This is a genomic window from Ruegeria sp. HKCCD7181 (assembly GCF_057221055.1).
The window spans coordinates 198,410-222,945 of the sequence record NZ_JBWVBC010000003.1 but is presented as its reverse complement, the minus strand read 5'-3'; the positions used below and the strand labels follow the sequence as shown (position 1 = coordinate 222,945).

The following is a 24,536-nucleotide window of genomic DNA, read 5'->3' as shown; positions in this document are numbered from 1 at the left end:
TACCTTTCCTATTTCGCTCTGTCGCATAACTAGTTTGCCACATGCCACCAGACAGAACGTCTCACAATCAAGTCAGGTCCCGTGCTGAAATACGTGATCGCGCGTTAACCATCCCTGATAGCGGATTAGATGCCCCCAACCTGGCAGTTCGGCCGAAATATCGAACCGAAACCGACCATGTTCGTCCTGCCATTCAACAGAGGATGAACGTGGCAGCAGAAATCGGGGACACGGAACCCCGAGTAGTTTAAGACCCTCTATTTCAACGGACAATTTGCCTTCTGACAGGGCTGGTCGCATCCATATTGTCAGGCCACCGATATCTTCACGCACCAAACCAGCACCCGGATCGCACCGCAGGCGCGAGCGGGTCTGATGGCCCGCGAATTCACGCGTCCAAGCCCACTGTTGTTTGTCCTTCAGGACGGTCACAATCACAGGCACGTCATCTGCTGACGGAGGGAACCCTCCGATCCGCAATGCCAAAGCAGTGAGGATGCCTCTGCCCCGGACTATTGAGCATCGTCCGGAATAGCGACAGGGCTGGCTGTGCAGGTCCTTCACGGCCTTAAGCAGCGTCTCCGATTGCGGTAAGGCGCGCAGGAATGGATCTGCCAGGTTATCAGTATCCATCTGGTTCGAACCGGGACATGAGCGCGCTGTCGGGGACAAGGCATGTCTCATATCGCCCGAATATCCGGTACCTGTTGCGCGCAATGAGACGGTAGAGCGGATCTCTCACAGATTCTGGTAGAAATCGGCACAGTGACAGCGCCTTCCAAGCCCCTGGCAAGGCCTGCATCGCAGCCGCAAAGGCGTCCAGTCTTTGGTGAACGGTCCCATCAACGATAACCAGATTGGTCTCAAAATCTCTCGTCGGCAAACCGAGGCGGGTGTACAGGCGCTGTCCTAACGGGGACTGCGCAGTTGCAAAGCGGAAATGCCTGTGCCTGTCATGGCGCAGCATGAAACGGAAGAATCCCGAACAAAGGACACATTCACCGTCAAAGACGATCAGGTTCCGGTTACAGATAGTCTGCTGCATGAATTCACACGTGATTACCGCGCTTTACGCTCGAAACATTGCATGCAAAACTGCGATCGGCAATGCGACACAGCGGGTCCGATCACCATCAACAGCTGATAAGATGGCGTGCCGGGGAACCATTTCGAACGGGGTGGTAGGCCGCTCAATCAGGCTCTGACCCCATCCCCAAAAAGGCACTTACCCGACAACAGCGGTTATTTAGGAAACAACGTTACACGGTTCATTCGGGTAACGGACAATTCCTTGTGAGTAGATGACAACCGAGTTGGAATATTGGCTGTACGCGCCGATTGCAGTGACAAACGCTGGCAGTGAACACCCGTTTGCAAGTAAGTTTGAAGGGAAGGAATTTACCTGTCAGACAGAATGATGGATGTTGATATTTCAAGAATTCAATTATTGACCAGAACGCTGGATCAATATGCGTGCAATCCTGCACTTACGGATGAAGTTCTGAGCAATTGCGAGCTGAGCCGAGCAGATATCGCCCCGCCAGCCAAAAGTTATAGCGCCCACAAAGAGGCATTGTTTGTTCGACATGCCTGTGACGCGGTTCAGGATATTACCTTCGGGGCCCGGGCAGGATTGGAGTTCCGCACCTCATCCAGCGTGACAGCCTATATCAGTAAGTATTCGCGAGACCTGAGACAGGTCATCGAAAACACCTCGCGCTTCCACTGGATAATCGATCCGGCCTTGGTGTTTAGGTTGCGTGAAGCCGGAAATGCTGCATCTCTCGAGGTGGACTGGAAGGATTCCAGTTTTTCTCGATACCACCGCCGGACGGAATTTCTTCTGTTTGCCGCTGTCGCTCGGATGCGTGCTTTGACAACGGTGAAACTGCATCCAATCGAAATGCGTTTTCAGCATGAAATCGGCCACCACGTAGGAGATTACGAAAAGATCGGCGGATTTCCGGTCACCTTTGGTGCCGAGAGGATGGAAATCATCCTGTCGCTATCTTCGCTTGATCTGCTCATTCCAACCTACGACCCAAGCCTGCGCTCCCATTTGTTGGAGTATGGCGAGCGGTTGCTGACCGAACGGCGCTCACTCAAGGAAAAGACCCGAGCCCAAATTGAAGGGCTCATAACACGTTCGATGCCGGGCAAGGTCTTGCACTCCGATGAGGCCGCCGCCAGCCTTGCGCTCAGCCCCCGTACGCTTGCACGCCGTCTGGCAAACGAAGGCACCAGCTATCGCGAAATTGTCGAGGATCTGCGTTGTGACCTCGCCCAGACATTTCTGAAGAACGGCATGGCCCTATCCGAGATTTCATACTCGCTGGGGTATGCCGATCAGGCCGCGTTTTCCACGGCATTCAAACGCTGGACCGGCCAGGCCCCCAGTACATTTCGAAAACGGATTGATCACCCTCTGCCCAGAAGTTGAGGGTGGCCGGGGGTCAACAGTGTCGCCACCTCGCCCCGGCCTGTCCCATGAGTGGACACACGCGATATAGAAATCTCCTGAACGCCAGACTTGTGAATTCTCGCCAAATTGAATTCACGTTCGGACATCGTGAGCTCTCCGGCCAAGCGGACAAAAGAAAAAGGCGCCTCGACCGAGGCGCCTTTGATCTTACTGATCCAGGAAAGACCGCAGCTTGCGCGATCGACTGGGATGCTTCAGCTTGCGCAAGGCCTTGGCCTCAATCTGGCGGATACGCTCACGGGTCACGCTAAACTGCTGACCGACCTCTTCAAGCGTGTGGTCGGTGTTCATCCCGATGCCAAAGCGCATCCGAAGAACACGTTCCTCCCGCGGAGTAAGCGATGCCAGAACTCGCGTGGTGGTCTCTTTGAGGTTTTCCTGAATGGCGCTGTCCAGAGGCAGAACGGCATTCTTGTCCTCGATGAAATCGCCCAGCTGGCTGTCTTCCTCGTCACCGATTGGCGTTTCGAGGCTGATCGGCTCCTTGGCAATTTTCATCACCTTGCGAACCTTCTCCAACGGCATCTGCAGCTTTTCAGCCAGTTCTTCCGGCGTCGGCTCGCGGCCGATTTCATGCAGCATCTGGCGACCGGTGCGCACCAGCTTGTTGATCGTTTCGATCATATGCACCGGAATACGAATGGTCCGAGCCTGATCCGCGATCGAGCGTGTGATTGCCTGGCGAATCCACCAAGTCGCGTAGGTCGAGAACTTGTACCCGCGGCGGTATTCGAATTTGTCCACCGCCTTCATCAGGCCGATATTACCTTCCTGAATAAGATCAAGGAATTGCAAACCGCGGTTCGTGTACTTTTTGGCGATCGAAATCACCAGACGCAGGTTGGCTTCGACCATTTCCTTCTTGGCCTGGCGCGCCTCTTTTTCGCCCTTCTGAACTTGCTGCACAATGCGACGGAACTCCGGGATATCCAGACCGACGTACTGACCGACCTGAGCCATGTCGTTACGCAGTTCCTCGACCTTCCCGGTCGAGCGTTCGATGAACATCTGCCATCCCCGGCCCGGCTTTTCGGCCATTTCGGCCAGCCAGTTCGGATCCAGCTCGCGCCCGCGGTAGGCATCGATGAACTCGCGACGGTTAATACGAGCCTGATCGGCCAGCTTCACCATTGAGCTGTCCAGCGACATGATACGACGGTTGATGCCATATAGCTGGTCAATCAGAGCCTCGATCCGGTTGTTGTGCAGGTGAAGACCATTCACCAGTTCAACAATCTCGGCGCGTAGCTTCTGATAGGTCTCTTCGTCCTTCGCGCTGAAAGTGCCGTCTTCGTTCAGCGTGGCCGAAATCCGGCTGTCCTGCATCTCTGACAACATCGAAAAGTCTGTCGAGATCCGCTCCAGCGTGGTCAGAACCTGATCTTTCAGTGCGGCTTCCATGGCCGCAAGAGACATGTTGGCCTGATCGTCTTCATCATCGTCGTCGTCACTGGCGATCGGATTTCCGTCCGCGTCCAATTCAGGGCCGGTATCTTCTTTGGCGGGTTTAGCAGCCTGAACTGCCGATGGGTCGACCACTGGTTCTTCGACGTCACCGTCTTCATCCAACTGGTTGCCGAACGTGGTTTCCAGATCAATAACGTCGCGCAACAGAATGTCTTCAGACAACAATTCGTCGTGCCAGATGGTGATCGCTTGGAAGGTCAACGGGCTTTCGCACAGCCCGGCAATCATGGTGTTGCGACCGGCCTCGATCCGCTTGGCGATAGCAATCTCGCCTTCGCGGCTCAGCAGTTCGACCGACCCCATTTCACGCAGATACATGCGCACCGGATCATCGGTACGGTCTAGTTTCTCGGTCTGTCCACTCGACAGGGCAACCTCGCGGTTGGTGTCGGTGGTTACCAGTTCGGTCGAGCCCTTATTCTCTTCCTCTTCGGCCTCTTCATCTTCGATGATGTTGATGCCCATTTCGGACAGCATCGACATAACGTCTTCGATCTGTTCCGAGCTGACCTGATCAGGCGGCAGAACCTGGTTGAGCTGGTCGTAGGTGATGTAACCTTTCTCGCGAGCCTCGGCGATCATCTTCTTGACGTTGGCCTGGCTCATGTCCAGCGAGATTTCCTGCTCCTGCTCGTCGGATTTGCGGTCTTCGTTCGTATCCTTGGCGGCCATTCAATGCTCCTGCAGGGATGGGTGATTCGTTTGAACCGAATCATTAGCGCGTAGAAGTGATTCGGCCACCCGTTTACCCGTTTTTCTTTTCCAGTGCCTTACGAAAACACCACTTACCGGCGTTTCCGTTCAAAATTGATGCCTGACATGATCGCCTTAAACGCATCTTTCTCGTCGCGATTGATTCGCGCGCCATTGTCAGCAATGTCAAAAACGGCCCTGTCCTCATTCTGGCTGCGGCTGGTGCGATTGCGTTCCTCGGCGGCCTGAGCCAGCCGGTACGTCAACGCCTCATCCGCCAGATCGGACAGTTCCTCTTCGGCTTCGGCAATCTCAGCATCCAACCCCCGGAGCGCTTTGATTTTTGCGAGTTCCTCGGCCAGCGTCATCTCGGCCTTTTCAACGTCGCCTGGTTTGAACACACAGGGGATCACTGCGACATGGCGAAGGGCCAGCAGATTTTCAAGGGCCTGAGGCCCCAAAGTTCGAACAATGTGGTCTTTCAGGTTGTCCGGGTCATCGATAGCATGCCGCAGAATAACGTCGCGCAAGGCAGCGTGGTCCGGGTCCTGACACTCCATTTCTTCAAGCTGGTGTTCAAATTGCACGACAACTTTGGGATTAAGGATGGCGATGGCCAGAATAGCCGCCTCGCGCAGCTGGATATCTGCATTCTCGGATGAGGCAAGGAACGAAGTCCGCGCACCCGGTGTAGCCGGTTGTTTAGGGGGCTGCCATTTGCCTCGCGGCTGCCACGGTCTGTTCTGAGACTGTCGCTGCGGTCGAAACAGCTGCCAGCGCAGGTCCTTGATTTCCTGCCCATAGTGCGAGCGAATTGACGGATCTCGGATCAGCTTGATTTTTTCGCGCAGGGACTTGTCCAACGCCGCCTTACGCTCTGGACTGTCAAAAACCTTCCCTTCGGTTTCGCGCTGCCATAGCAACTTGACCATCGGGATAGCTCCATCCAGCACGGCCTGCACAGACCCTGCCCCTTCTGCACGCAGCAGGTCGTCGGGATCTTTACCCTCGGGCATCAGAGCAAAGCGCAGAGATTTCCCTGCCTCCAACAGCGGCAGTGCCAGATCCACAGCCCGCATCGCTGCACGCAGACCCGCCGTGTCGCCGTCCAAAGCGATGATTGGTTCATCCGAGATACGCCAGAGCAATTGAAGCTGATGCTCTGTGATCGCAGTACCAAGCGGCGCCACTGAAGCCCCAAAACCCGCCTCGGCCAGCGCGATCACGTCCATATATCCTTCCGCCACGATCAGTGGCTGGCCTTTGCCCGCCGCCTGACGGGCCGGTCCCTGATTGTAAAGGCTACGACCTTTGTCGAACAACTCGGTTTCGGGCGAGTTTAAATATTTGGCATTGTCATTCGGGTCCATTGCCCGGCCGCCAAACGCAATACAACGTCCGCGTGGGTCACGGATCGGGTACATAATTCGATTACGGAACGTATCGTAAGGCTTTTTGCCTTTGTTCGACGGCTTTGCCAGACCTGCCCCGAGAATCAAATCTTCGACCACGTTCTTGCCGCGCAGATGATCCCAAAGGCCTTGCCAGCCATCCGGAGCAAAGCCGATCTCCCACCGGTCGAGCGCTTGCGCATTCAGCCCGCGACGCGTCAGGTAATCGCGGGCATCCGCCCCCGCCCCGGTTTTGAGCTGCAGGCGAAAGAACTGCACCGCCTGCTCCATCACCTCAGCTAACTGAGAACGCCGATCCTGTTTTTCTTGCGCTTTCGGGTCACGCGCCGGCATTGGCATTCCGGCCTCACGCGCAAGTATCTCGACCGCCTCGATAAACGAGACATTCTCGGTCTCCTTCACAAAGCTGATCGCATCGCCTTTTGCGTGGCAGCCGAAGCAATAATAAAAGCCCTTCTGGTCGTCGACATGAAACGAGGCTGTCTTTTCATGATGGAATGGACAAGGTGCCCACATATCGCCCTTGCCCTGGTTGGACTTGCGCGCGTCCCACATGACTTTACGACCCACGACCTGAGACAGGCTCAGCCGGGTGCGCAGTTCATCCAGAAATCCAGGGGGCAGTGACATAGGTCAAACCTGACAGAAACAACAACGCGCGCCAAGGCATTGACGCGCGTTTGTCCACAAGGAAATGGCATGGCTGTGGATTATTGCTGCAAGCAAAGCTCCAACCAAGCCGCACCAAGGTCCTTTTTGCGGACATCGCGCATTTTTTGCTCGTAGACCCAAGGCGTGATCAGTGGGATTGCCGAATTGTAGTTCTCAGGCCAGGTCGGGCCAGTGTCAGCTACCGCCTGCGCCACGTCGCGTTCCTTGACCCGGTCAAGCCGCGCCTGCTGGATCGCGGCGACTACGTCGGACTGATACTTGCAGCTCTGCTCTTTGGTCTCCTGAGCGGCCAGAGGCGTGGCCAGCAAAACCGCAGCGATTGCGATACGCAACATGGGGGTCTCCCGGAATCATTTCATTGGGCGCAGCTTACCTGCGTGTCGCGACACCTTCCATCGCCCTTTTCAAATCGTGAACCAGAGTTTCAGCCATGGATCGAAACACCATGATTTGAAATGCGTTTTCCCCGACGCGAGTAATCGACGCGGTCATGTGAAACAGCAGGCTGCGCGCCGTGTGGCCGCGCTTGAAATGCATAGCCCGCACGTCGATTGGGACCAGCCGCGCCAGAACGTCCTCGGCCCCTTCGCCTTCCAGACGAACAACTGCCCAAGCATCAGACTGATCCACAATGGCAGCAAGTTGGGCCAGAGGCGCATCCGGCACGGGGCCCATCAGCATCGCCTGAGCATGTCCGAACCAAACAGCGCGTGAACCCGTTTTGCCAGTGGCACGATTTGCTGCCGGGTATGTCATCCCATGCGTGGCCTTCATCATATCGGACACGGCCTTTGTCTGCCCATCCAATGGCGAGATCGAATGGATCGCGCCCGCATCCACTTCGGTTAACGTCACAGAGCCGACGGTCAGAGGCAACAGCCCATCACAGGGCGATTTGACAACTAGATTATCCACGCACGCGCCCTCCGTCCGGGTCAAAGAAGACCGGGTTCACCACTTCGCACAATGTCGTCACGCCGCGCAGGTGATCCACCATCTTGACGACTTCTCCGTACCGCTCCGGCCCATCGGCAAGAAAACCGAGCCCCAGCATCGTCTCCAGCGTTGGCGAATAGCAGACAGACGTAATGTACCCCTGATCGCTAGTCCGCACGGGCTCAGCCTCTTCGTTGTACAGATGCGCGCCGGCCAACAGCTGCTTGCTTTCACCAATCGGTTTAAGGCCCACCAGCCGCTCGCGACCAGGCTCTTCCAGCCCTGGTCGTTCGGACATGGTTTTGCCGATACAGTCCTTCTTCTGCGAGACCATCCGGCCCATCCCGACATCGTAAGCCGTGGTTCGCCCGTGGATTTCGGAATGCGTGATAAAGCCTTTTTCGATCCGCAGGACGTTCAGCGCTTCCATCCCGTACAACCCACCGCCCAGCGCCTCGGCCCGCTCGGTCAGAATGTCGAACAGGTTGGCACCGTACCGCGCAGGCACGGCAATCTCATAGGCATGCTCGCCCGAGAACGAAATCCTGAACAGGCGACCCTGGACACCGAGAAGCTCGACTGGACCACAGGCCATGAACGGCCAGTTATCGTCGTCGATGGGTTCGTCCAAAATGCCATTCAGCAGTTCGCGCGATTTTGGTCCAGCAACTGCGAACTGCGCCCATTGTTCGGTCACCGATGTGAATGAAACATTCAGATCGGGCCGCAGGCCCTGATGTACAAACTCAAGATGTTTCATCACGTCCCCCGCCCCAGCGGTGGTTGTGGTCATCACGAAATGGGTTTCACCCAACCGCGCGGTGGTGCCATCGTCCATGACAAACCCGTCCTCGCGTAGCATCAGACCATAGCGGACACGCCCCACTTTCAGGCTCGAGAACATATTGGTGTAGACGAAATCCAGAAACGCCCCGGCATCCGGCCCTTGTATGTCGATCTTTCCCAGTGTCGAAACATCACAGACACCCACCGCCTGCCGCACCATGTTGACCTCACGGTCACAGGATTGCCGCCAGGTCGTCTCGCCATTGCGTGGGAAATAGCTGGGGCGGTACCACAAGCCCGCCTCGATCATCGGAGCCTTGCGCGCAACAGATGCCTTGTGAGAAGTCGTGAAGCGTTGCGGCTTAAAACAGGCGCCCTCGGCCCCTGCCCCCAGTGCGGCCATGGCGATGGGGGAATACGGTGGACGGAACGTCGTGGTTCCGGTTTCCGGTATGCCTCGGCCGGTTGCATCGGCCAGGATAGCCAGCGCAGCGACGTTCGAGTTTTTTCCCTGATCGGTCGCCATGCCTTGGGTGGTATAGCGTTTCATATGCTCGACCGACCGGAAATTCTCGGTCGCAGCCTGTTTGACGTCTTTTACCGTGACGTCGTTCTGGAAATCCAGCCAGGCCCGCCCTTTACCGGGCACCGCCCAGAGAGGGGATATCTCGTAAGGTACGTCTTCGGCCTCAGGCGCTACCACTTTTGGCGCCTTCATTCCCAACTCGGCCAGCGAGGTTTCGGCAGCGGAAATCCCTTCCAGCAGGCAGGACGCGGTCGAGAAAGATCCGTTGCATGCCCCAGCGGCAACCATCCCAGGCACCGCACCCTGGGTAGGCACAAAGGCGGCAATATCACGCTGCCACGTCGGGCGGGCATTCATGTGGCAGGTCAAATGAACCGAGGGGTTCCAGCCGCCGGTCATAGCCAAACAATCCGTGTGAATGCGCTCCTCTCCGCTGGCACGGCGCACTGTGATCGCCTCCAGCCCTTTACCGCCGGAACTACCGCAGACCAGTGCCCCGCGCAGTACCTGATAGTCGTTTGACAAAGGCGCGTCGTGGCGACTGTCAACCACGGCGGCGACATGGATACCAGCGTCCAGCAGATCGCGCGCTGTGCGGTGAATGTCATCGGTATTGCCGAAAACGGTCACATTCCGGCCCGGGCTGACGCCCCACCGGTTCAAATAGGCCCGCACAGCACCGGCAGTCATGATCCCCGGCCGGTCGTTGTCGCGAAACGCCACCGGACGCTCCAAAGCACCTGCTGCCAGAACGGACCGCTTTGCCACGATCCGCCAATAGGTCTCGAGCGGTGCGCCATTCGGGCGGCGATCCGTATGGTGCAATACCCTCTCCAACGCGGCAAAGGTGCCCTGATCATATGCACCCGCAATTGTGGTGCGGCTCATCAGTCGGACATTGTCCATGGCCCGCAATTCGGCCAGAGCCTCATCTGCCCAGACATGACCCGGTTTGCCGTCAACCTCATAGGTTTCGGCCAACAGGCGCCCGCCCATGCGGGCGCTCTCATCCGCCAGAATGACATCCGCTCCGGCGCGACCTGCGACCAACGCGGCCATCAAACCAGCTGGACCGGCTCCAATCACCAGAAGGTCGCAGAATGCGTACGCGCTTTCATACTTGTCGGTATTGTCCTGCCCGGACAACGCTCCAAGCCCAGCGGCGCGGCGGATCACTGGCTCGTAGAGCTTTTCCCAGAAGCTTTTGGGCCACATGAAGGTCTTGTAATAGAACCCTGCCCCCAAAAATGGGGCCGCAAGGTCATTGATCGACATCAGATCAAACCCAAGACTGGGCCACCGATTCTGGCTGCGTGCGTCCAACCCCGGATAGATCTCCTGCATTGTGGCGCGAACGTTCGGATCTTGTGCGCCGCCGTCGCCAACGGTCACCAACGCGTTTGGCTCTTCGCTGCCCGCCGTCAATACTCCCCGAGGGCGATGGTATTTGAACGACCGCCCCATAAGACGTACATCATTGGCCAATAGGGCTGAGGCCAGCGTATCACCGCGAAATCCGGTGTAACTGACGCCATCAAAGACAAATGGTACCGTTTCAGAGCGGTCAATCAGACCTTTGCCAGCGATCCTCATGAGCGCGCCTCCGACGCAAGCTGCGCCCCCAGCATTTCGTGTGTGACGGTATCCCGCGTGACGACAATCCACGCGCCGCAGCCTCCCTCGTGATACCAAAGCTCACGCGTTGCGCCTGCGGGATTGTCACGCAGATAGACAAAGTCGTCCCATGCTTCCGTGCCAGCATTAGGTGCCGGTCTCTCCAGATCCACCGCAGCGCCTCGATAGTAGAACTCGCGCCGATCCCGTTCACCACAATTCGGACAGGTGATCCTCATGACCGCGCCCCCAATTTCATCTGTTCAGAAAACCTCAAACCCGACATCGCCCCACCTCAATGCAGATTGTGCTGAGAGCCCTTGCCCTCTTCATCAATAATCCCCCGCCCGGTACGGAAACGATCCAGACGGAAGCCCGTGGCGTTCTCGTGATACTGTTCAGTCGCAATCAGGTGGGCGAACACATTTCCTGATCCGGGAACCGCCTTGAACCCACCGTAATTCCAGCCGCAGTTCAGGTAGAGCCCGTCTATATCCGTTTTATCGATGATCGGAGAGCCATCGGGCGACATATCCATGATCCCGCCCCACGACCGAAGCACGCGCGCTTTGCCGATCATCGGCATCAGGGCCATTCCGGCCTCCATCACGTTTTCCACGGTGGGCAGGTTACCCCTCGCCGCGTATGAGGCATAGAAGTCCAGATCGCCGCCAAATACCAGACCGCCCTTGTCGGACTGACTGATATAGAAATGCCCCATGCCAAAGGTCACCACATGATCGAGGCAAGGTTTGAGACCTTCAGTCACAAACGCTTGCAGCACATGACTTTCGATCGGCAAACGCATCCCGGCCATAGATGCGACCTGTCCCGATCGTCCCGCGACAACCATCGCAACTTTCTTGGCCCGGATCGCACCGCGAGATGTTTGCACACCGCGCACGACGCCGTTTTCGATATCAATTCCTGTCACTTCGCAGTTCTGAATTAGATCAACGCCGCGCTGGTCCGCCCCGCGCGCGAAGCCCCAGGCCACCGCGTCGTGGCGCGCCGTTCCACCGCGCGGGTGGTAAAGCCCGCCATACAGTGGAAACCGCAGGTCGTTGAAATTCAGATAGGGCAGCATCTCACGCAGCTCATCACGGCCCAGCAGGATGGCGTCATCGCCCTGGCTGATCATCATGTTGCCCCGACGTGCCGCCGCATCGCGCTGGCCGTCCGAGTGGAACAGGTTGATGATCCCCCGCTGCGAATGCATCACGTTATAGTTCAGGTCTTCTTCCAGACCTTCCCATAACTTCAACGAATGCGAATAGAACTCTGAGTTTCCTTGCAAAAAATAGTTTGCCCGGACGATGGTCGTATTGCGCCCGACATTGCCGCCGCCAATGTAACCTTTCTCCAGAACAGCTACATTTGTCAGCCCATGCTCCTTGGCCAGATAGTACGCCGTGCTCAGACCATGGCCGCCGCCGCCGATAATGACGATGTCATATTCGGGTTTCGGCTCGGGGTCACGCCAGTGTGGCGTCCAACCTTTGTTGCCGGTCAGGCCTTCTTTGAGGACACGCAAGCCGGAAAAACGCATTCAAACCTCCCTGCAGGTATGTCGGCATCAAACCAACTCTGACCAGCAGTAGCAACGTCCCAAAACCGTTCCGCATCTGTTTTCGACTCAGACTTGTCTCTGCGCGACGAAATCCACCCGAATTACGAATTTTCAGAAGGGCGGGAATCGAAGCTGAAACGCCACGCCAGGTTTCGGTACCGTGTCATAGCCCTGCTGGCTAATCTCGCGGCCTGCCTCATTTTTCAGGGTCAATCCATCGTTAAATTCAGCACCCGCGAAGGCCGTCAATGACATACCGGGGTTTGGAATAAACTGCGTCGAGAAAACGCCTAATGCCCGACCAATCTGAAGGTTCGGGTTCAACGGCCCCGTAAACACGCCGTAGGTAAACCCACGGGACGCGCGAGCACCACTTTTTTAGTACCAATGCAATTGGGTGAGACGAAAACGTCTGAGCCATTGGAAAGCACTCATCGCAATGGAACGCTTATGCGAATGTCGCGAGTATCTTCCCAAGGTTGAATTCCAAGCAACCAGGAAACTTAGGGACAGTCGCCGTAGCCGACTAAAACACCGGCAAAGGAGCCGTCTTCAAACCTGTTGATGGCACCTCCGCGTATAAATGCACGGCTGGTGGAAAACTCCTCATCTCCCTCCAGGACAGTGCCGCCCTAGTATAGTGCCGCCCTAGTATATCGCAGGGCCATCAACTGTTACGCCCCAACCAGAAACGAAAGGGCGGCCAAAATGGCCGCCGAAGTTTGGGGAAAATTCATCATCTTGGGTTCTTCTGCAACGTTATGATGCATACGCAGATCTTGGGCAGTCGGACCAATGGTAATAGCCCGACTGCCCGATTTACGAATGGTCAGAGACCCTTGGCGCGATAACTTTTCGCAACCCGATCGATGGCGACTATGTATGCGGCCGTGCGCAGATCTTCGACGTCTGCGCGAGCATGCCAAACCTCGCTCATGGATTGGTAGGCGATCCGCATCGTGTCATCGAGACCCGAGCGCACCAACTCCAGTTCATCCGCACCCTTTAGGTACTTGGCTTTGAAGTTCGGCGACATCGACCAGGCATCGCCCAGATAGCGATCCAGACGTTGCAGTTCGCTGACAATCAATTCATGCCGCGCCTCTTCCTGACGGCGCTGCATGCGGCCAAAGCGAATGTGACTGAGGTTCTTGACCCATTCGAAATAGGACACCGTCACACCACCGGCGTTGGCATACATATCGGGGATGATCACCGTACCTTTTTTGCGCAACACTTCGTCTGCACCCGCGGTGACCGGGCCATTCGCTGCCTCGATTATCAACGGAGCCTTGATCCGCTCTGCATTGGTCAGGTTTATAACTCCCTCCAGAGCCGCAGGGATCAGAATGTCACATTCCGATTCGAGGACAGAAGCGCCGTCCGCCGAATGCGTCGCGTCAGGATAGTCCTTTACCCCGCCATGTTTGACGATCCATTGGCGCACGGCCTCGACATCAATGCCATCCGGATTGTAAAGGGCACCGTCCCACTCAATGATCCCGATGATGCGGGAGCCGTCTTCCTCGCTCAGGAACTTTGCGGCGTGATACCCCACGTTACCCAATCCCTGAACAACGATCCGTTTTCCATCAAGCTTGCCGGACAATCCCGCTTTTTTGATATCCTCCGGATGACGGAAAAATTCCCGCAACGCGTATTGAATGCCCCGGCCTGTGGCTTCGACCCGGCCAGCGATCCCGCCAGCATTCAGCGGCTTGCCGGTCACACAGGCCCGCGAGTTGATATCGGTCGTGTTCATGCGCGCATATTGGTCGGCGATCCAGGCCATCTCGCGCTCACCCGTCCCCATATCCGGAGCGGGCACGTTCTGAGACGGGTTGATCAGGTCGCGCTTGGCCAGTTCATAGGCAAACCGACGAGTGATCTGCTCCATCTCGTGTTCTTCGTATTGCCGCGGATCAATGCACAATCCACCCTTTGAGCCGCCAAACGGAGTTTCGACCAGCGCACATTTATAGGTCATCAGGGCTGCCAGCGCCTCGACCTCATCCTGGTTCACGGCAAGCGCAAAACGGATACCGCCCTTGACCGGCTCCATATGTTCGGAATGAACCGATCGGTATCCGGTGAACGTGTGGATCTGCCCTCGCAGCCTCACACCGAAACGCACCGTGTAGGTCGCGTTACAAACCCGGATCTTTTCCTCGAGGCCCGGCGGCAGGTCCATCAGGGACGCTGCCCTGTTGAACATCAGATCAACACTTTCGCGAAAGCTAGGTTCTTTGATGCCGGTCATAAAGTCCTCCGAGTCGGCGAATGACATTTGTCATGACTTTTTGTCGCACCGCTGATTGGAAGCCGCAACCACAACTGCACTTTTTTTCATCATTTTATGAATAACCCGTTTCGGTCGATTAAGTGAGTCGTCTGGGTTTTCAAAGGCCGCGATTGTCAATTCAATCGAAACAAATGACCAATAACCAATATCAATAAAGCCGATTATTGCGCAAAAAGAGCAGTATAGTGACGTTCGCGCCCAAATCTCGCCATGATCCACGGCTAATTTATTAACCTTGCAGAGAACTGGTTCCGGAAGACCCGGTCGACAGAGGAATGCGTTATGAATAACTCTGATTGGAAGTCAAAATTTTTTAGTTCGCGTCGCACACACCCATACTCGCGGCACCTCCAAAGGTTTGCGGCCTCGGACGAAGGCTCTATGACGGTTCTGGCGCTGTTTCTGTTTATTATTGTATTTATCGCGGCGGGATTTGCCGTAGACATGATGCGGTACGACCGCGAAAGAGTAAGACTGCAATACGCCCTGGATCGCGCCGTGCTGGCGGCAGCCGACTTGGATCAGGACCTGTGCCCCCGAGACGTGGTCATGGACTACCTGAGCAAAGAGAACCTCGACCAGTTTATCGTTGGCGAAATCAAGGTTGATCCGGAAACATGTGGCGCGGCAGCGGTCCAATTGCAGGGTAAACGCCGGGTCGAGGCCAGTGCCGAAATGGATATCCCGACGCATTTCATGCAGTGGAGCGGTGTCGACTCGCTGGGCACCACGGCTACCAGTGTCGCAGAAGAATCCATCGGTAATGTTGAGATTTCACTGGTTCTGGATGTCTCTGGTTCCATGGAAGGCACCAAACTTACCAACCTCCAAAAGGCAGCCAACGACTTCATTGACGAAATGACCGAGAAATCCGAGGACGGGAAGCTATCCATTTCGATCATTCCCTATTCCGAACAGGTCTCAGTCCCTACATTCTTTATGAATGCGCTGAACACAGTCGGCGCGAATGAAGTAGCCAATTGTATAGATTTCGAAAGCGCCCATTTCTTGACAATGGATTTCGATTCCTATGACATCGTCGATCCTGATAGTGGCACCATTATCCGCAAGGGCAGCAATCTCAACCAAACGCTTCATTTTAGAGACAATAACAGCCGCGACTACAGATCCAGAGACAGGCTGGTCAGCAGCAATATTTGCCGTAAAGAAACATCGACCGACCAGCGTGAAATGGCAATCCTACAAAAGGATGCCGATACGCTGAAAAACAAGATCACCAATATGAAAGCCAGTGGCTGGACATCCATCGATGTGGGCCTGAAATGGGGCCTGACCCTATTGGACGACAGCATTCAGCCGCTGATCGCGCAACTGCAACAGAGTGGCTCCCCCATTCCGACCGAGTTTGCAACCCGTCCAGGACGCAATAAAACCTCGGATACCCTTAAAGTACTGGTGCTTATGACCGACGGGGAAAACACTCGGCAGCACAAGGTGAACCCTCCTTACAATGCCGGCGCGTCGATGATCTATTGGAATGAAGGTGAAGGCACGTATTCAATCCGTGACGAGGACAACAATCGCTGGACCTGGCCAAACGTGCCGATAACCATTCAGCTGGATGATGACAGCCGCTGGACCAGAGATTATTATCAGGATAATGCGCATACCAACGGGACAGACTATATCCGGTACGAATGCACCAGTTATTATGATAACCAGTGCCAGAGTATGGACAAAAACACGACCATCAAACACCCGGTGGGCGGCGATTCTGTGGAGCGCTTGGACTGGCCAGATGTCTGGGCCCACACCGAGAAAGGCGCAATCTACAACATGCTTCGGCATGCGTTTGGTTCCACTTACGCATCCACATTTGACGCCGATTCCACGACCGAACTACGCCAGTGGAACAAGGATCCGCGCGTGAAATCGCTTTGCGCCAAAGCAGAAGAACAAGAAGTACTCATCTTCTCCGTCGCCTTTGAGGCACCCTACGGCGTGAAACAGATGCTCAAGGATTGCGCCGTGGAAGATGGGCGTTACTACGAGGCGACCGGTGCACAGATCGTTGGTGTGTTTGACTCGATCAGTTCGACCATTCAGAACCTGAGGCTGACCCAATGATCGGATCGTTTAAGAAACGGTTTCACAGGTTTCGTCGCAACGAAGACGGAAGCACGTCGACGATCGAGTTTTTGTTCTGGTTCCCCTTTTTCGTTTGGGTCGCCTGGTCGGGAATCGATTTAGGATTACTTTCCTTCAACCATGCGAACCTAGAGCGTGCACTGGACGAAACGATCCGAGAAGTCCGCCTGAACCGCCTGCCTGCAGGTGAAACCGAGTGGTCGCATGACCTGTTAAAAACGATGGTTTGTACCAGGACGCATTTTGTGGACGATTGCTCGACCAACCTGGCCTTGGAAATGAAGTCGGTGGACCCGCGCGTCGGAAACCAGCTCGCGGCTGATCCCTACTGTGTGGATACTCCGGTAGATATCCGGGACCCGGCACTGGTTGATTTTGACCGAGGCACCTCGAATGAGTTGATGATCATCCGGGCTTGTCTTGAAATAGCACCGGTTTGGGGCTTCACGATGATCGGTGAACTTGCGAGTGCAAATCCCGATGGTCAGTGGGAACTGCACGCAACAACGGTGTTTGTCCACGAACCGTTCGGAGGATCGACGAGCGTACCAGCAGGAGGGTCCACAGGTGGCACACCAGTTGCGACAAACTGATCACGCGAACAAACGTGAAGGCAGGTCCTTTCTCAAACGCTTTTTTCGCCAGGAACATGGCATTATCACAGTTGAATCGGTATTGATTTTACCGTTGCTGTTCTGGTCGGTTTTCGCGTCATACACGTTTTACGACAGTTATCGGCAAAGTTCCCGCAGTATCAAAGCCGCCTTCGCTGTAGCAGATGTTATTTCGCGCGAGCGTAACATGGTGAACGCGACGTATGTCGACACGATGTTTGATCTGATCGAGGCCATCGTCGCGACGCGCTCCCCGGCGTCCATGCGCGTTTCGTATCTGACCTATCTGGATGCTTCGAAAAGTCACGACGTTCTGTGGTCTTGTGTTCGTGGTACAGAATTTAATGAGTGGACGAATGCGGATGTTACGGCCATCAAGGATCGCCTTCCCACCATGCCCAATTTCGGCAAGATGATCGTTGTAGAAACCACAAACGAGTACCGCGCACCGTTCAATATCAGCTTCGGGATCGACGATTTCACAATGAGCAATTTTGTGTTCACACACCCTCGGGTTTTCGACAACATTGTCGCATCAGATCCCTGCTGACAGGCTTACCCCTTTTCGGCCAACATCGCCGACAGAATCTCGGACATGAATTTGGTTTCGGCGGCGGCTGTCATGCCGCCAACACCAACTCGACGCCCCACGCGCCACCATAGCCCAGGGGCCCACGCTTTGGCCCCCGCCGTGCGGGTCGTCACCAAAAACCCGTTAGAAGGTTTGAACGCGAAAACGCCGCGCTCGACGGTTTCGATATCCGCGACGGCGCATATCACGTGACCGGATCGGGTGCGTAGCTCGATCTTTGTCAGTTCAATGGCGTCCTGCGTGGCCAGCCACATACGTTGCGCCAGCCAAAACGACGCGACCCCTACACCGATCAGAAATACCTGCCATCCTAATGCCGGCGGCGCCGCCAGAGCGACATAGATCACCAGGGTTCCAACAGTGGCCAGCATCCCTACCCCGGTCCATCGCCGGGGGGTCGAGGCCTCCACTCTGGCGAGCACGTCTTCTTTCATAAAACTCTCCCGAATTGCGCTCTTCCCTTAGCCGCTTTGCCGACCGAAGGACAGAGGTCTGAGCGCCTTTGCACAAGGCCGGTGTATTTGCGCAAATTGATCGGACCTGCCTATGCCATAGATTGCGGCCAGACAAACAGGAGGCCGTTATGTCCCTAAGACCGACACTGGAAACCCGCCAGGCCGTACCAACAATGGAAGGTGCAGGCGTGAAACTGCATCGCGCGTTCGGGTTTCAGGATCCGTCCGAGCTGGATCCGTTTTTGTTGTTCGATGATTTCAGAAACGATCGGCCCGAGGATTATCAGGCCGGGTTCCCGTGGCACCCGCATCGGGGCATCGAAACGATCACCTATGTATTGTCTGGCACTGTGGACCACAGCGACTCGCTGGGCAATCACGGCAGTCTGGGGGCCGGTGATGTGCAATGGATGACTGCGGGGTCAGGTATTCTGCATCAGGAGATGCCCAATGGGAATGCAACCGGCCAGATGCACGGGTTTCAGTTGTGGGGTAACTTGCCGTCTGATCAAAAGATGACCGCCCCTCGCTATCAGGACGTTCAAAGCGCCGACATTCCTGTCGTCACGGATGATGATGGCACCACCGTCCGCGTTATCGTCGGGAAATTCTGGGGGAAGTCCGGGCCGGTTGACGGTATTGCGGCGGATCCTCAGTATCTGGATGTTCAGATCCCTGCGGGAGTGAAAAAGACTATCCGGATAGATACCTATCGCCGTGCCTTCGCCTATATTTTTCAGGGTCAGGCAGCATTTGCGGATGCGTCGCAACCGACTGGTGTGCTTTTGGAGAAGGAGATCGCCGGGCAAGAGGTCAACATCCGCGACATGTCCGGCGACCGGACGCTGGTTCGCTTTGGAACCGGGGACGAAATCACGGTACAAGCCGGGCCCGAAGGCGTTCGTTTCCTATTGATTTCGGGCGCCCCAATAAACGAGCCTGTGGCCTGGCACGGCCCGATCGTCATGAATACGCGAACCGAGCTTGAACAAGCATTTCGCGAACTTCGCAATGGCACGTTCATACGTCCCGCACATTAAACCATCGTCACCGTTTGCCGGTCAGGCGGTGACGGATTTGCGCACCATATCCCAATAGACCTGCTCAACTTCGTCCAAAGACAATCGCCCTCCGGATCGATACCAGGTCATGACACCGTTCAGCATGGCGATGACCGCCAAAGTGGCGATCTTGGTGTCAGCGACTGAAAACTGCCCGGTCTGCTGACCCTGGCGCAGAATGTCCTCCAACGAGTCTTCGTAACGGCGGCGCAACGCTTCGATCTCGGCGAAGTTTTCGGGTTTCAGGTTTCGCAGTTCCATATATGCGATAAACACTTCGTCAGGGCGCTGCAGGTGATAGCGGATGTGGAAGCTCACAAACTGGCGCAGAGCATCCTGCGGGTCTTTTTGACCGTCCAGGTCCTCATAAGCTGCCAACAGATCCTGCATATGGTTCTGCATCAGGCGAAACAGAAGGCTCTGCTTATCCGGAGTGTAATTGTACAGCGCACCGGCCTGCACGCCGACTTCGCTTGCGATTTGTCGCATGGAAACAGCGGCATACCCCTGCCGGGCAAACAAAGAAAGCGCCGCCTCGCGGATGCGGGGGCCGGTGATATCGGAATGTGAACCCTGAGTACGCGCCATGGACTCACTGTATATGAACAGATGTTCAGATAGAACCCCGCTTGAACCGCAAGTGCAAAAGGTGCATCACGGATCACAGGTCACAACTCGAAAGCTCGTGATGAAGCCTCTGCTATTGATCCCATTGCTGGTTATCTGTGCCGCGTGCACTGACATTCCCGAGTTGGAAGGCAGCGAGGCGCCTTCGTTGCGCAAAGCGCCCTACCCCGAACTTATCCCGCTTGATGGCACCCTGGGCCCGCCAGTTGACCCTCTCAGCGAAGCTGAAGAAGTTGAAAAAGACCTGACTGATCGCAGTGAGGCGCTGGCCAACAAAGCCAAAGCGTTGCAGAACGCTCAGACTAATTAAGAGCGGTACGCCGAAAACCCGGTGGTAACGCACCCCAGACGGATTGCACCCAAGTCTCGAACCCGCTAAGGCACCCGACAAAGGGCAACTAGCCTTATTCGGCACATACGAGCGGAAAGGACCCCACAGAATGACACAGGCGCTGCGGCTTGGAATTGCGGGTTTGGGAACCGTTGGTGTAGGTGTGGTTCGAATTGTTCGCCGCCATGCCGATCTGCTGCAAGCCCGTACCGGACGCACAATAGAAATCGTTGCCGTGTCGGCGCGTGATCCAAATAAAGACCGAGGCATCAATCTTTCCGATTACGCGTGGGAGACTGATCCTGTCGCACTGGCCAAACGCGACGATATCGACGTCTTCGTCGAGCTGATGGGCGGTGAGAATGGCCCAGCGAAAGCTTCGGTAGAGGCCGCGCTGTCCAGTGGCAAAGACGTGGTCACTGCGAATAAGGCACTGCTGGCCATCCACGGTCAGGAATTGGCCGAACAGGCCGAGGCTGCAGGGCGCGTCATCCGGTTCGAGGCCGCCGTCGCCGGTGGTATCCCCGTGATCAAATCTTTGACCGAAGGTCTGGCAGGCAATGACATCACCCGCGTGATGGGCGTAATGAACGGCACCTGCAACTATATCCTGACCCGGATGCAGTCACAGGAACTGGGATACAACGCTCTGTTCGAGGAATGCGCGCAGCTTGGGTATCTTGAAGCTGACCCGAATCTCGACGTTGGCGGCATCGATGCAGCACACAAGCTGGCCCTGCTGTCGTCTATCGCGTTCGGAACCAAGCCGAATTTTGATGGAATCCAGATCGAAGGCATCCAGCACATCAGCCTGGACGACATTCATCAGGCCGCCGATATGGGCTACCGCATCAAACTGTTGGGCGTGGCACAGCGTACCGCGCGTGGGTTGGAGCAGCGGATGCAGCCTTGTCTGGTGCCCAGCGACTCGCCTCTGGGGCAGCTTGAAGGTGGCACCAATATGGTGGTGATCGAAGGCGACTCGGTTGAGCAGATCGTTCTGCGCGGCCCTGGCGCGGGTGAAGGCCCAACTGCCAGTGCCGTCATGGGCGACGTCTGTGACTTGGCGCGTGGCTTGCAAATTCCAACTTTCGGGCGACCCGCCGCATCCCTTCAGGACGCTCCACCAGCACAGACCGGTTTGCCTGCCCCCTACTATTTGCGGTTGGGCTTGCTGGACAAACCCGGCGCGTTGGCCAAGGTGGCGGCGATTTTGGGGGATGCAGGTGTATCTATCGATCGGATGCGCCAATACGGCCACACGGAGAGCACCGCGCCCGTGCTGATCGTAACCCACAAAACCACGCGCTCGACCCTGGATCACGCGCTGGACGGGCTTCGCGACACGGATGTGGTCGCCGGAGAACCCGTCGCCCTGCGCATCGAACAAGTCTGAGCCCTTGCGGCCTGCCATACGGGCAGGTTATGCCGGAATGAACGTCTTCGCTGACCAAAGGATTACGGAATATGAACGCTGCCAAGATCGATTTTAATGACCGTCTGCTGTCTCTGGGGCTGGCAAGGGTGGCGGAACAGGCCGCACTGGCCTCGGCCTCGCTGGTTGGCCGCGGCGATGAGAAGGCCGCTGATCAGGCAGCCGTAAACGCAATGCGCGAACAGCTGAACCTGCTGGACATCGCCGGCGTAGTCGTTATCGGCGAAGGTGAACGCGACGAAGCCCCAATGCTTTACATCGGCGAAGAGGTCGGTACGGGCAAAGGCCCTGGTGTGGACATCGCGCTGGACCCGCTGGAAGGCACGACCCTGACAGCCAAGGATATGCCCAACGCGCTGACCGTTATCGCCATGGGCCCGCGCGGTTCGATGCTACACGCGCCAGACGTCTACATGGATAAACTGGCCGTCGGACCGGGTTTTCCTGAAGGTGTCGTCAATCTCGAAATGACCCCGCACGAACGTGTCGAAGCTCTGGCAAAAGCCAAGGATTGTGATCCCGCTGACATCACTGTCTGTATTCTGGAGCGCCCGCGTCACGAAGCAATGATCGCCGAAGTGCGCGATACCGGTGCCTCGATCCGTCTGATCACCGATGGTGACGTGGCCGGCGTCATGCACTGCGCCGAAAGCGAAGTGACCGGCATTGATATGTATATGGGTCAAGGCGGCGCGCCCGAGGGCGTTCTGGCCGCAGCTGCTCTGAAATGCATGGGCGGGCAGATCTTTGGCCGCCTGCTGTTCCGTAACGATGACGAACGCGGCCGCGCCACCAAAGCCGGTATCACCGATCTTGACCGCGTCTATTCACGCGATGAGATGGTAACGGCAGACGTAATTTTCGCAGCGACAGGTGTGACCGGTGGTTCGCTGCTGCCCCGCATCAAGCGCGAGCCGGGCTGGGTCGAGACGACAACGCTGCTGATGCGGTCCAAGACCGGGTCGGTACGGCGGATGTCCTATCGGACCCCAATGTGGTCGCATGACAACGCATAACGACTTGCATCGCCGTCTCTGGCGGGCATATTTGTGACAGGATGAAAAGGCCGGGTCCGAAAGGGTCCGGCCTTTGTACATGAGGTGAGACGTGGCATTTCTGGGTGTTGAACAATCCCTGACAGGGCGGCGCTGGGTTGGCCCTGCGCCCGAGATCGAACGCGCGGCGGATATGATGGCGCAACAGACGGATCTACCTCCCGCAGTGTGTCAGATCCTGGCGCGACGGGGCGTACCCGCGATGGAGGCGCGCGCGTTTCTGGACCCCAAGCTGAAAGAACTGTTACCCGACCCACGCGCGATGAAAGACATGGAAACCGCTGCCTCGCGGTTCCTGCAGGCCGTACGCGGGCGGCAACGGATCGCAGTATTCGCTGATTATGACGTCGACGGCGGCAGCTCGGCAGCCTTGCTGCTGGTCTGGCTACGGCAGATGGGAATACAGGCGACGCTGTATGTGCCGGATCGTATTGACGAAGGGTATGGGCCCAACGTCCCTGCCATGAAGGAACTTGCAGAGGCCCATGACCTGATCATCTGCGTCGATTGCGGTACGTTGAGTCATGAACCGATCGCGGCGGCCGAAGGCGCTGACGTCATTGTCCTGGATCACCACCTTGGCGGGGAAACCCTGCCCGATTGCGTCGCCGTGGTGAACCCGAACCGTCAGGATGAAAGCGGCGATCTGGGCTATCTCTGTGCCGCTGGCGTTGTGTTCCTAATGCTGGTCGAAGCCGGGCGGCAACTGCGCGAGGACGGCATCAAAGGCCCTGACCTTTTGACCCTTCTGGATCTTGTTGCGCTGGCCACTGTGGCCGATGTTGCCCCGCTTATCGAGGCCAACCGCGCCTTGGTGCGGCAAGGTCTTAAAGTGATGGCTCAGCGCCAGCGTCCGGGTCTTGTGGCATTGTCAGACGTGGCGCGGATGGATACAGCGCCCAACAGCTATCACCTGGGTTTCTTGCTGGGCCCGCGCGTGAATGCAGGCGGGCGGATTGGTAAGGCCGATCTGGGCGCGCGTCTCCTCAGCACCGACTCGTTGCATGAGGCACAGGCTCTGTCCGAAAAGCTGGACGCGCTGAATACCGAGCGGCGGGATATTGAAAACGCCGTGCGCGCTGCCGCGCTGGAACAGGCCGAAGAACGCGGGCTGGACGCCCCATTGGTCTGGGCTGCTGGTGAGGGCTGGCACCCAGGCGTGGTCGGGATTGTCGCGTCGCGCCTTAAGGAGACAGCCAACCGTCCGGCGATAGTCATTGGTTTCGACGGAGACGAAGGGAAAGGTTCAGGTCGCTCCGTATCAGGCGTTGACCTGGGCGCGTCAATCCAGAGACTTGCGGCCGAGGGGCTGCTGGTTCGGGGTGGCGGCCACAAGATGGCCGCTGGACTGACCGTGATGCGCGACCAGTTGGAACCCGCGATGGCCCGCCTGTCCGAGTTGCTGGCCAAGCAAGGCGCGGGCGAACGAGGCCCCGCGGACATGAAACTTGACGGAGCTTTGATGCCGGGCGCGGCGACGGTTGAACTGATTGAGCAGATCGAACAGGCTGGACCTTTTGGCGCTGGCGCCCCTGCCCCACGATACGCTCTGCCGGATCTGCAAATTCGATTTGCCAAGCGGGTGGGCGAGTCGCATCTGAAGCTCTCTCTGACCGATGGGATGAGCAGCGGCCTGGACGCCATCGCCTTCGGCGCCTTTGACGGTCCGATGGGAAACCGTCTGGCCAATCACGGCGGCTCCCGGTTTCATTTTGCCGGTCGGCTCGAGGTGAATTCCTGGGGTGGAAGGCAGACAGTACAGCTTCGGCTTGAGGACGCGGCCGAGGCAAATTGACA

Annotated in this window: 22 protein-coding genes; 10 read left to right on the top strand and 12 right to left on the bottom strand. The window is 56.8% G+C overall.

The window, feature by feature from the left end:
• Positions 1-72: 72 nt before the first annotated feature.
• Entirely contained in the window at positions 73-633 is a 561-nt protein-coding gene (locus AC2TCY_RS07800) for a DUF4166 domain-containing protein (protein WP_480846624.1), read from the bottom strand.
• The gene (locus tag AC2TCY_RS07795; protein ID WP_480846964.1) at positions 623-967 is read right to left on the bottom strand and encodes a thiol-disulfide oxidoreductase DCC family protein; all 345 of its coding nucleotides are present in this window, start codon (positions 965-967) and stop codon (positions 623-625) included. Before AC2TCY_RS07795 ends, AC2TCY_RS07800 begins: the two co-directional genes overlap by 11 nt.
• On the opposite strand from AC2TCY_RS07795, the gene AC2TCY_RS07790 reads away from it, so the two are divergent.
• Together AC2TCY_RS07790 and AC2TCY_RS07785 are read left to right on the top strand one after the other, a co-directional pair.
• Positions 941-1,144, top strand: coding sequence for a hypothetical protein (locus AC2TCY_RS07790; RefSeq protein ID WP_480846984.1), 204 nt, complete (start codon positions 941-943; stop codon positions 1,142-1,144). The two genes, AC2TCY_RS07795 and AC2TCY_RS07790, sit on opposite strands and share 27 nt — an antisense overlap.
• A gap of 303 nt (positions 1,145-1,447) precedes the next feature.
• A complete protein-coding gene (locus tag AC2TCY_RS07785) occupies positions 1,448-2,440 on the top strand; it encodes a helix-turn-helix domain-containing protein (RefSeq protein WP_480846623.1) in 993 nt (330 codons plus the stop codon).
• Positions 2,441-2,629: 189 nt separating this feature from the next.
• Here AC2TCY_RS07785 and rpoD read toward each other — a convergent pair whose 3' ends face one another.
• From rpoD to AC2TCY_RS07745, 8 genes are all read right to left on the bottom strand, one after another.
• The gene (gene rpoD / locus AC2TCY_RS07780) at positions 2,630-4,621 is read right to left on the bottom strand and encodes an RNA polymerase sigma factor RpoD (protein WP_480846622.1); all 1,992 of its coding nucleotides are present in this window, start codon (positions 4,619-4,621) and stop codon (positions 2,630-2,632) included.
• Between the two features lie 113 nt (positions 4,622-4,734).
• The gene (gene dnaG, locus AC2TCY_RS07775; protein WP_480846621.1) at positions 4,735-6,684 is read right to left on the bottom strand and encodes a DNA primase; all 1,950 of its coding nucleotides are present in this window, start codon (positions 6,682-6,684) and stop codon (positions 4,735-4,737) included.
• Between the two features lie 80 nt (positions 6,685-6,764).
• The gene (locus AC2TCY_RS07770) at positions 6,765-7,061 is read right to left on the bottom strand and encodes a hypothetical protein (protein ID WP_480846620.1); all 297 of its coding nucleotides are present in this window, start codon (positions 7,059-7,061) and stop codon (positions 6,765-6,767) included.
• Between the two features lie 34 nt (positions 7,062-7,095).
• The gene (locus AC2TCY_RS07765) at positions 7,096-7,641 is read right to left on the bottom strand and encodes a sarcosine oxidase subunit gamma (RefSeq protein WP_480846619.1); all 546 of its coding nucleotides are present in this window, start codon (positions 7,639-7,641) and stop codon (positions 7,096-7,098) included.
• Positions 7,634-10,567: a sarcosine oxidase subunit alpha family protein gene (locus tag AC2TCY_RS07760; RefSeq protein WP_480846618.1), complete on the bottom strand. Its 2,934-nt coding sequence runs from the start codon at positions 10,565-10,567 to the stop codon at positions 7,634-7,636. Before AC2TCY_RS07760 ends, AC2TCY_RS07765 begins: the two co-directional genes overlap by 8 nt.
• Positions 10,564-10,827, bottom strand: coding sequence for a sarcosine oxidase subunit delta (locus AC2TCY_RS07755; protein WP_480846616.1), 264 nt, complete (start codon positions 10,825-10,827; stop codon positions 10,564-10,566). The genes AC2TCY_RS07760 and AC2TCY_RS07755 overlap by 4 nt, the downstream gene beginning before the upstream one ends.
• 56 nt (positions 10,828-10,883) lie before the next feature.
• Positions 10,884-12,137, bottom strand: a complete 1,254-nt coding sequence (locus AC2TCY_RS07750; RefSeq protein WP_480846615.1) for a sarcosine oxidase subunit beta family protein — start codon at positions 12,135-12,137, stop codon at positions 10,884-10,886.
• An 850-nt stretch (positions 12,138-12,987) separates the two neighbouring features.
• A complete protein-coding gene (locus AC2TCY_RS07745; RefSeq protein ID WP_480846614.1) occupies positions 12,988-14,418 on the bottom strand; it encodes a Glu/Leu/Phe/Val family dehydrogenase in 1,431 nt (476 codons plus the stop codon).
• Between the two features lie 423 nt (positions 14,419-14,841).
• Here AC2TCY_RS07745 and AC2TCY_RS07740 point away from each other — a divergent pair, with 423 nt between their 5' ends.
• From AC2TCY_RS07740 to AC2TCY_RS07730, 3 genes are read left to right on the top strand one after another with little or no spacing between them, the layout of a single operon-like run.
• Positions 14,842-16,548 carry a Tad domain-containing protein gene (locus AC2TCY_RS07740; RefSeq protein WP_480846613.1) on the top strand — a complete coding sequence of 569 codons (1,707 nt, stop codon included), beginning with the start codon at positions 14,842-14,844 and terminating at the stop codon, positions 16,546-16,548.
• Positions 16,545-17,162, top strand: a complete 618-nt coding sequence (locus tag AC2TCY_RS07735) for a TadE/TadG family type IV pilus assembly protein (protein WP_480846612.1) — start codon at positions 16,545-16,547, stop codon at positions 17,160-17,162. The genes AC2TCY_RS07740 and AC2TCY_RS07735 overlap by 4 nt, the downstream gene beginning before the upstream one ends.
• Positions 17,137-17,733 carry a TadE/TadG family type IV pilus assembly protein gene (locus tag AC2TCY_RS07730; RefSeq protein ID WP_480846610.1) on the top strand — a complete coding sequence of 199 codons (597 nt, stop codon included), beginning with the start codon at positions 17,137-17,139 and terminating at the stop codon, positions 17,731-17,733. Before AC2TCY_RS07735 ends, AC2TCY_RS07730 begins: the two co-directional genes overlap by 26 nt.
• A gap of 5 nt (positions 17,734-17,738) precedes the next feature.
• Here the strand turns inward: AC2TCY_RS07730 and AC2TCY_RS07725 are convergent, their stop codons facing one another.
• Positions 17,739-18,209, bottom strand: a complete 471-nt coding sequence (locus AC2TCY_RS07725) for a hypothetical protein (protein ID WP_480846609.1) — start codon at positions 18,207-18,209, stop codon at positions 17,739-17,741.
• Positions 18,210-18,358: 149 nt separating this feature from the next.
• On the opposite strand from AC2TCY_RS07725, the gene AC2TCY_RS07720 reads away from it, so the two are divergent.
• Entirely contained in the window at positions 18,359-19,270 is a 912-nt protein-coding gene (locus AC2TCY_RS07720) for a pirin family protein (RefSeq protein WP_480846607.1), read from the top strand.
• A 21-nt stretch (positions 19,271-19,291) separates the two neighbouring features.
• Here the strand turns inward: AC2TCY_RS07720 and AC2TCY_RS07715 are convergent, their stop codons facing one another.
• Positions 19,292-19,879: a TetR/AcrR family transcriptional regulator gene (locus AC2TCY_RS07715; RefSeq protein ID WP_480846606.1), complete on the bottom strand. Its 588-nt coding sequence runs from the start codon at positions 19,877-19,879 to the stop codon at positions 19,292-19,294.
• A 100-nt stretch (positions 19,880-19,979) separates the two neighbouring features.
• Here AC2TCY_RS07715 and AC2TCY_RS07710 point away from each other — a divergent pair, with 100 nt between their 5' ends.
• From AC2TCY_RS07710 to recJ, 4 genes are all read left to right on the top strand, one after another.
• Entirely contained in the window at positions 19,980-20,228 is a 249-nt protein-coding gene (locus AC2TCY_RS07710) for a hypothetical protein (RefSeq protein WP_480846605.1), read from the top strand.
• Between the two features lie 130 nt (positions 20,229-20,358).
• Entirely contained in the window at positions 20,359-21,645 is a 1,287-nt protein-coding gene (locus AC2TCY_RS07705) for a homoserine dehydrogenase (RefSeq protein ID WP_480846603.1), read from the top strand.
• Between the two features lie 71 nt (positions 21,646-21,716).
• On the top strand, positions 21,717-22,700 hold the full coding sequence (glpX, locus tag AC2TCY_RS07700; RefSeq protein WP_480846602.1) for a class II fructose-bisphosphatase: 984 nt from the start codon (positions 21,717-21,719) through the stop codon (positions 22,698-22,700).
• Between the two features lie 91 nt (positions 22,701-22,791).
• A complete protein-coding gene (recJ, locus tag AC2TCY_RS07695; RefSeq protein WP_480846601.1) occupies positions 22,792-24,534 on the top strand; it encodes a single-stranded-DNA-specific exonuclease RecJ in 1,743 nt (580 codons plus the stop codon).
• Positions 24,535-24,536 lie beyond the last annotated feature (2 nt).

Coding starts and splice junctions, on each gene's coding strand:
- AC2TCY_RS07800 (WP_480846624.1), bottom strand. CDS start 633: ATGGATACTGATAACCTGGCAGATCCATTCCTGCGCGCCTTACCGCAA.
- AC2TCY_RS07790 (WP_480846984.1), top strand. CDS start 941: ATGCCTGTGCCTGTCATGGCGCAGCATGAAACGGAAGAATCCCGAACA.
- AC2TCY_RS07795 (WP_480846964.1), bottom strand. CDS start 967: ATGCTGCGCCATGACAGGCACAGGCATTTCCGCTTTGCAACTGCGCAG.
- rpoD (WP_480846622.1), bottom strand. CDS start 4,621: ATGGCCGCCAAGGATACGAACGAAGACCGCAAATCCGACGAGCAGGAG.
- dnaG (WP_480846621.1), bottom strand. CDS start 6,684: ATGTCACTGCCCCCTGGATTTCTGGATGAACTGCGCACCCGGCTGAGC.
- AC2TCY_RS07770 (WP_480846620.1), bottom strand. CDS start 7,061: ATGTTGCGTATCGCAATCGCTGCGGTTTTGCTGGCCACGCCTCTGGCC.
- AC2TCY_RS07760 (WP_480846618.1), bottom strand. CDS start 10,567: ATGAGGATCGCTGGCAAAGGTCTGATTGACCGCTCTGAAACGGTACCA.
- AC2TCY_RS07755 (WP_480846616.1), bottom strand. CDS start 10,827: ATGAGGATCACCTGTCCGAATTGTGGTGAACGGGATCGGCGCGAGTTC.
- AC2TCY_RS07750 (WP_480846615.1), bottom strand. CDS start 12,137: ATGCGTTTTTCCGGCTTGCGTGTCCTCAAAGAAGGCCTGACCGGCAAC.
- AC2TCY_RS07745 (WP_480846614.1), bottom strand. CDS start 14,418: ATGACCGGCATCAAAGAACCTAGCTTTCGCGAAAGTGTTGATCTGATG.
- AC2TCY_RS07740 (WP_480846613.1), top strand. CDS start 14,842: ATGACGGTTCTGGCGCTGTTTCTGTTTATTATTGTATTTATCGCGGCG.
- AC2TCY_RS07735 (WP_480846612.1), top strand. CDS start 16,545: ATGATCGGATCGTTTAAGAAACGGTTTCACAGGTTTCGTCGCAACGAA.
- AC2TCY_RS07725 (WP_480846609.1), bottom strand. CDS start 18,209: ATGAAAGAAGACGTGCTCGCCAGAGTGGAGGCCTCGACCCCCCGGCGA.
- AC2TCY_RS07720 (WP_480846607.1), top strand. CDS start 18,359: ATGTCCCTAAGACCGACACTGGAAACCCGCCAGGCCGTACCAACAATG.
- AC2TCY_RS07715 (WP_480846606.1), bottom strand. CDS start 19,879: ATGGCGCGTACTCAGGGTTCACATTCCGATATCACCGGCCCCCGCATC.
- AC2TCY_RS07710 (WP_480846605.1), top strand. CDS start 19,980: ATGAAGCCTCTGCTATTGATCCCATTGCTGGTTATCTGTGCCGCGTGC.
- AC2TCY_RS07705 (WP_480846603.1), top strand. CDS start 20,359: ATGACACAGGCGCTGCGGCTTGGAATTGCGGGTTTGGGAACCGTTGGT.
- glpX (WP_480846602.1), top strand. CDS start 21,717: ATGAACGCTGCCAAGATCGATTTTAATGACCGTCTGCTGTCTCTGGGG.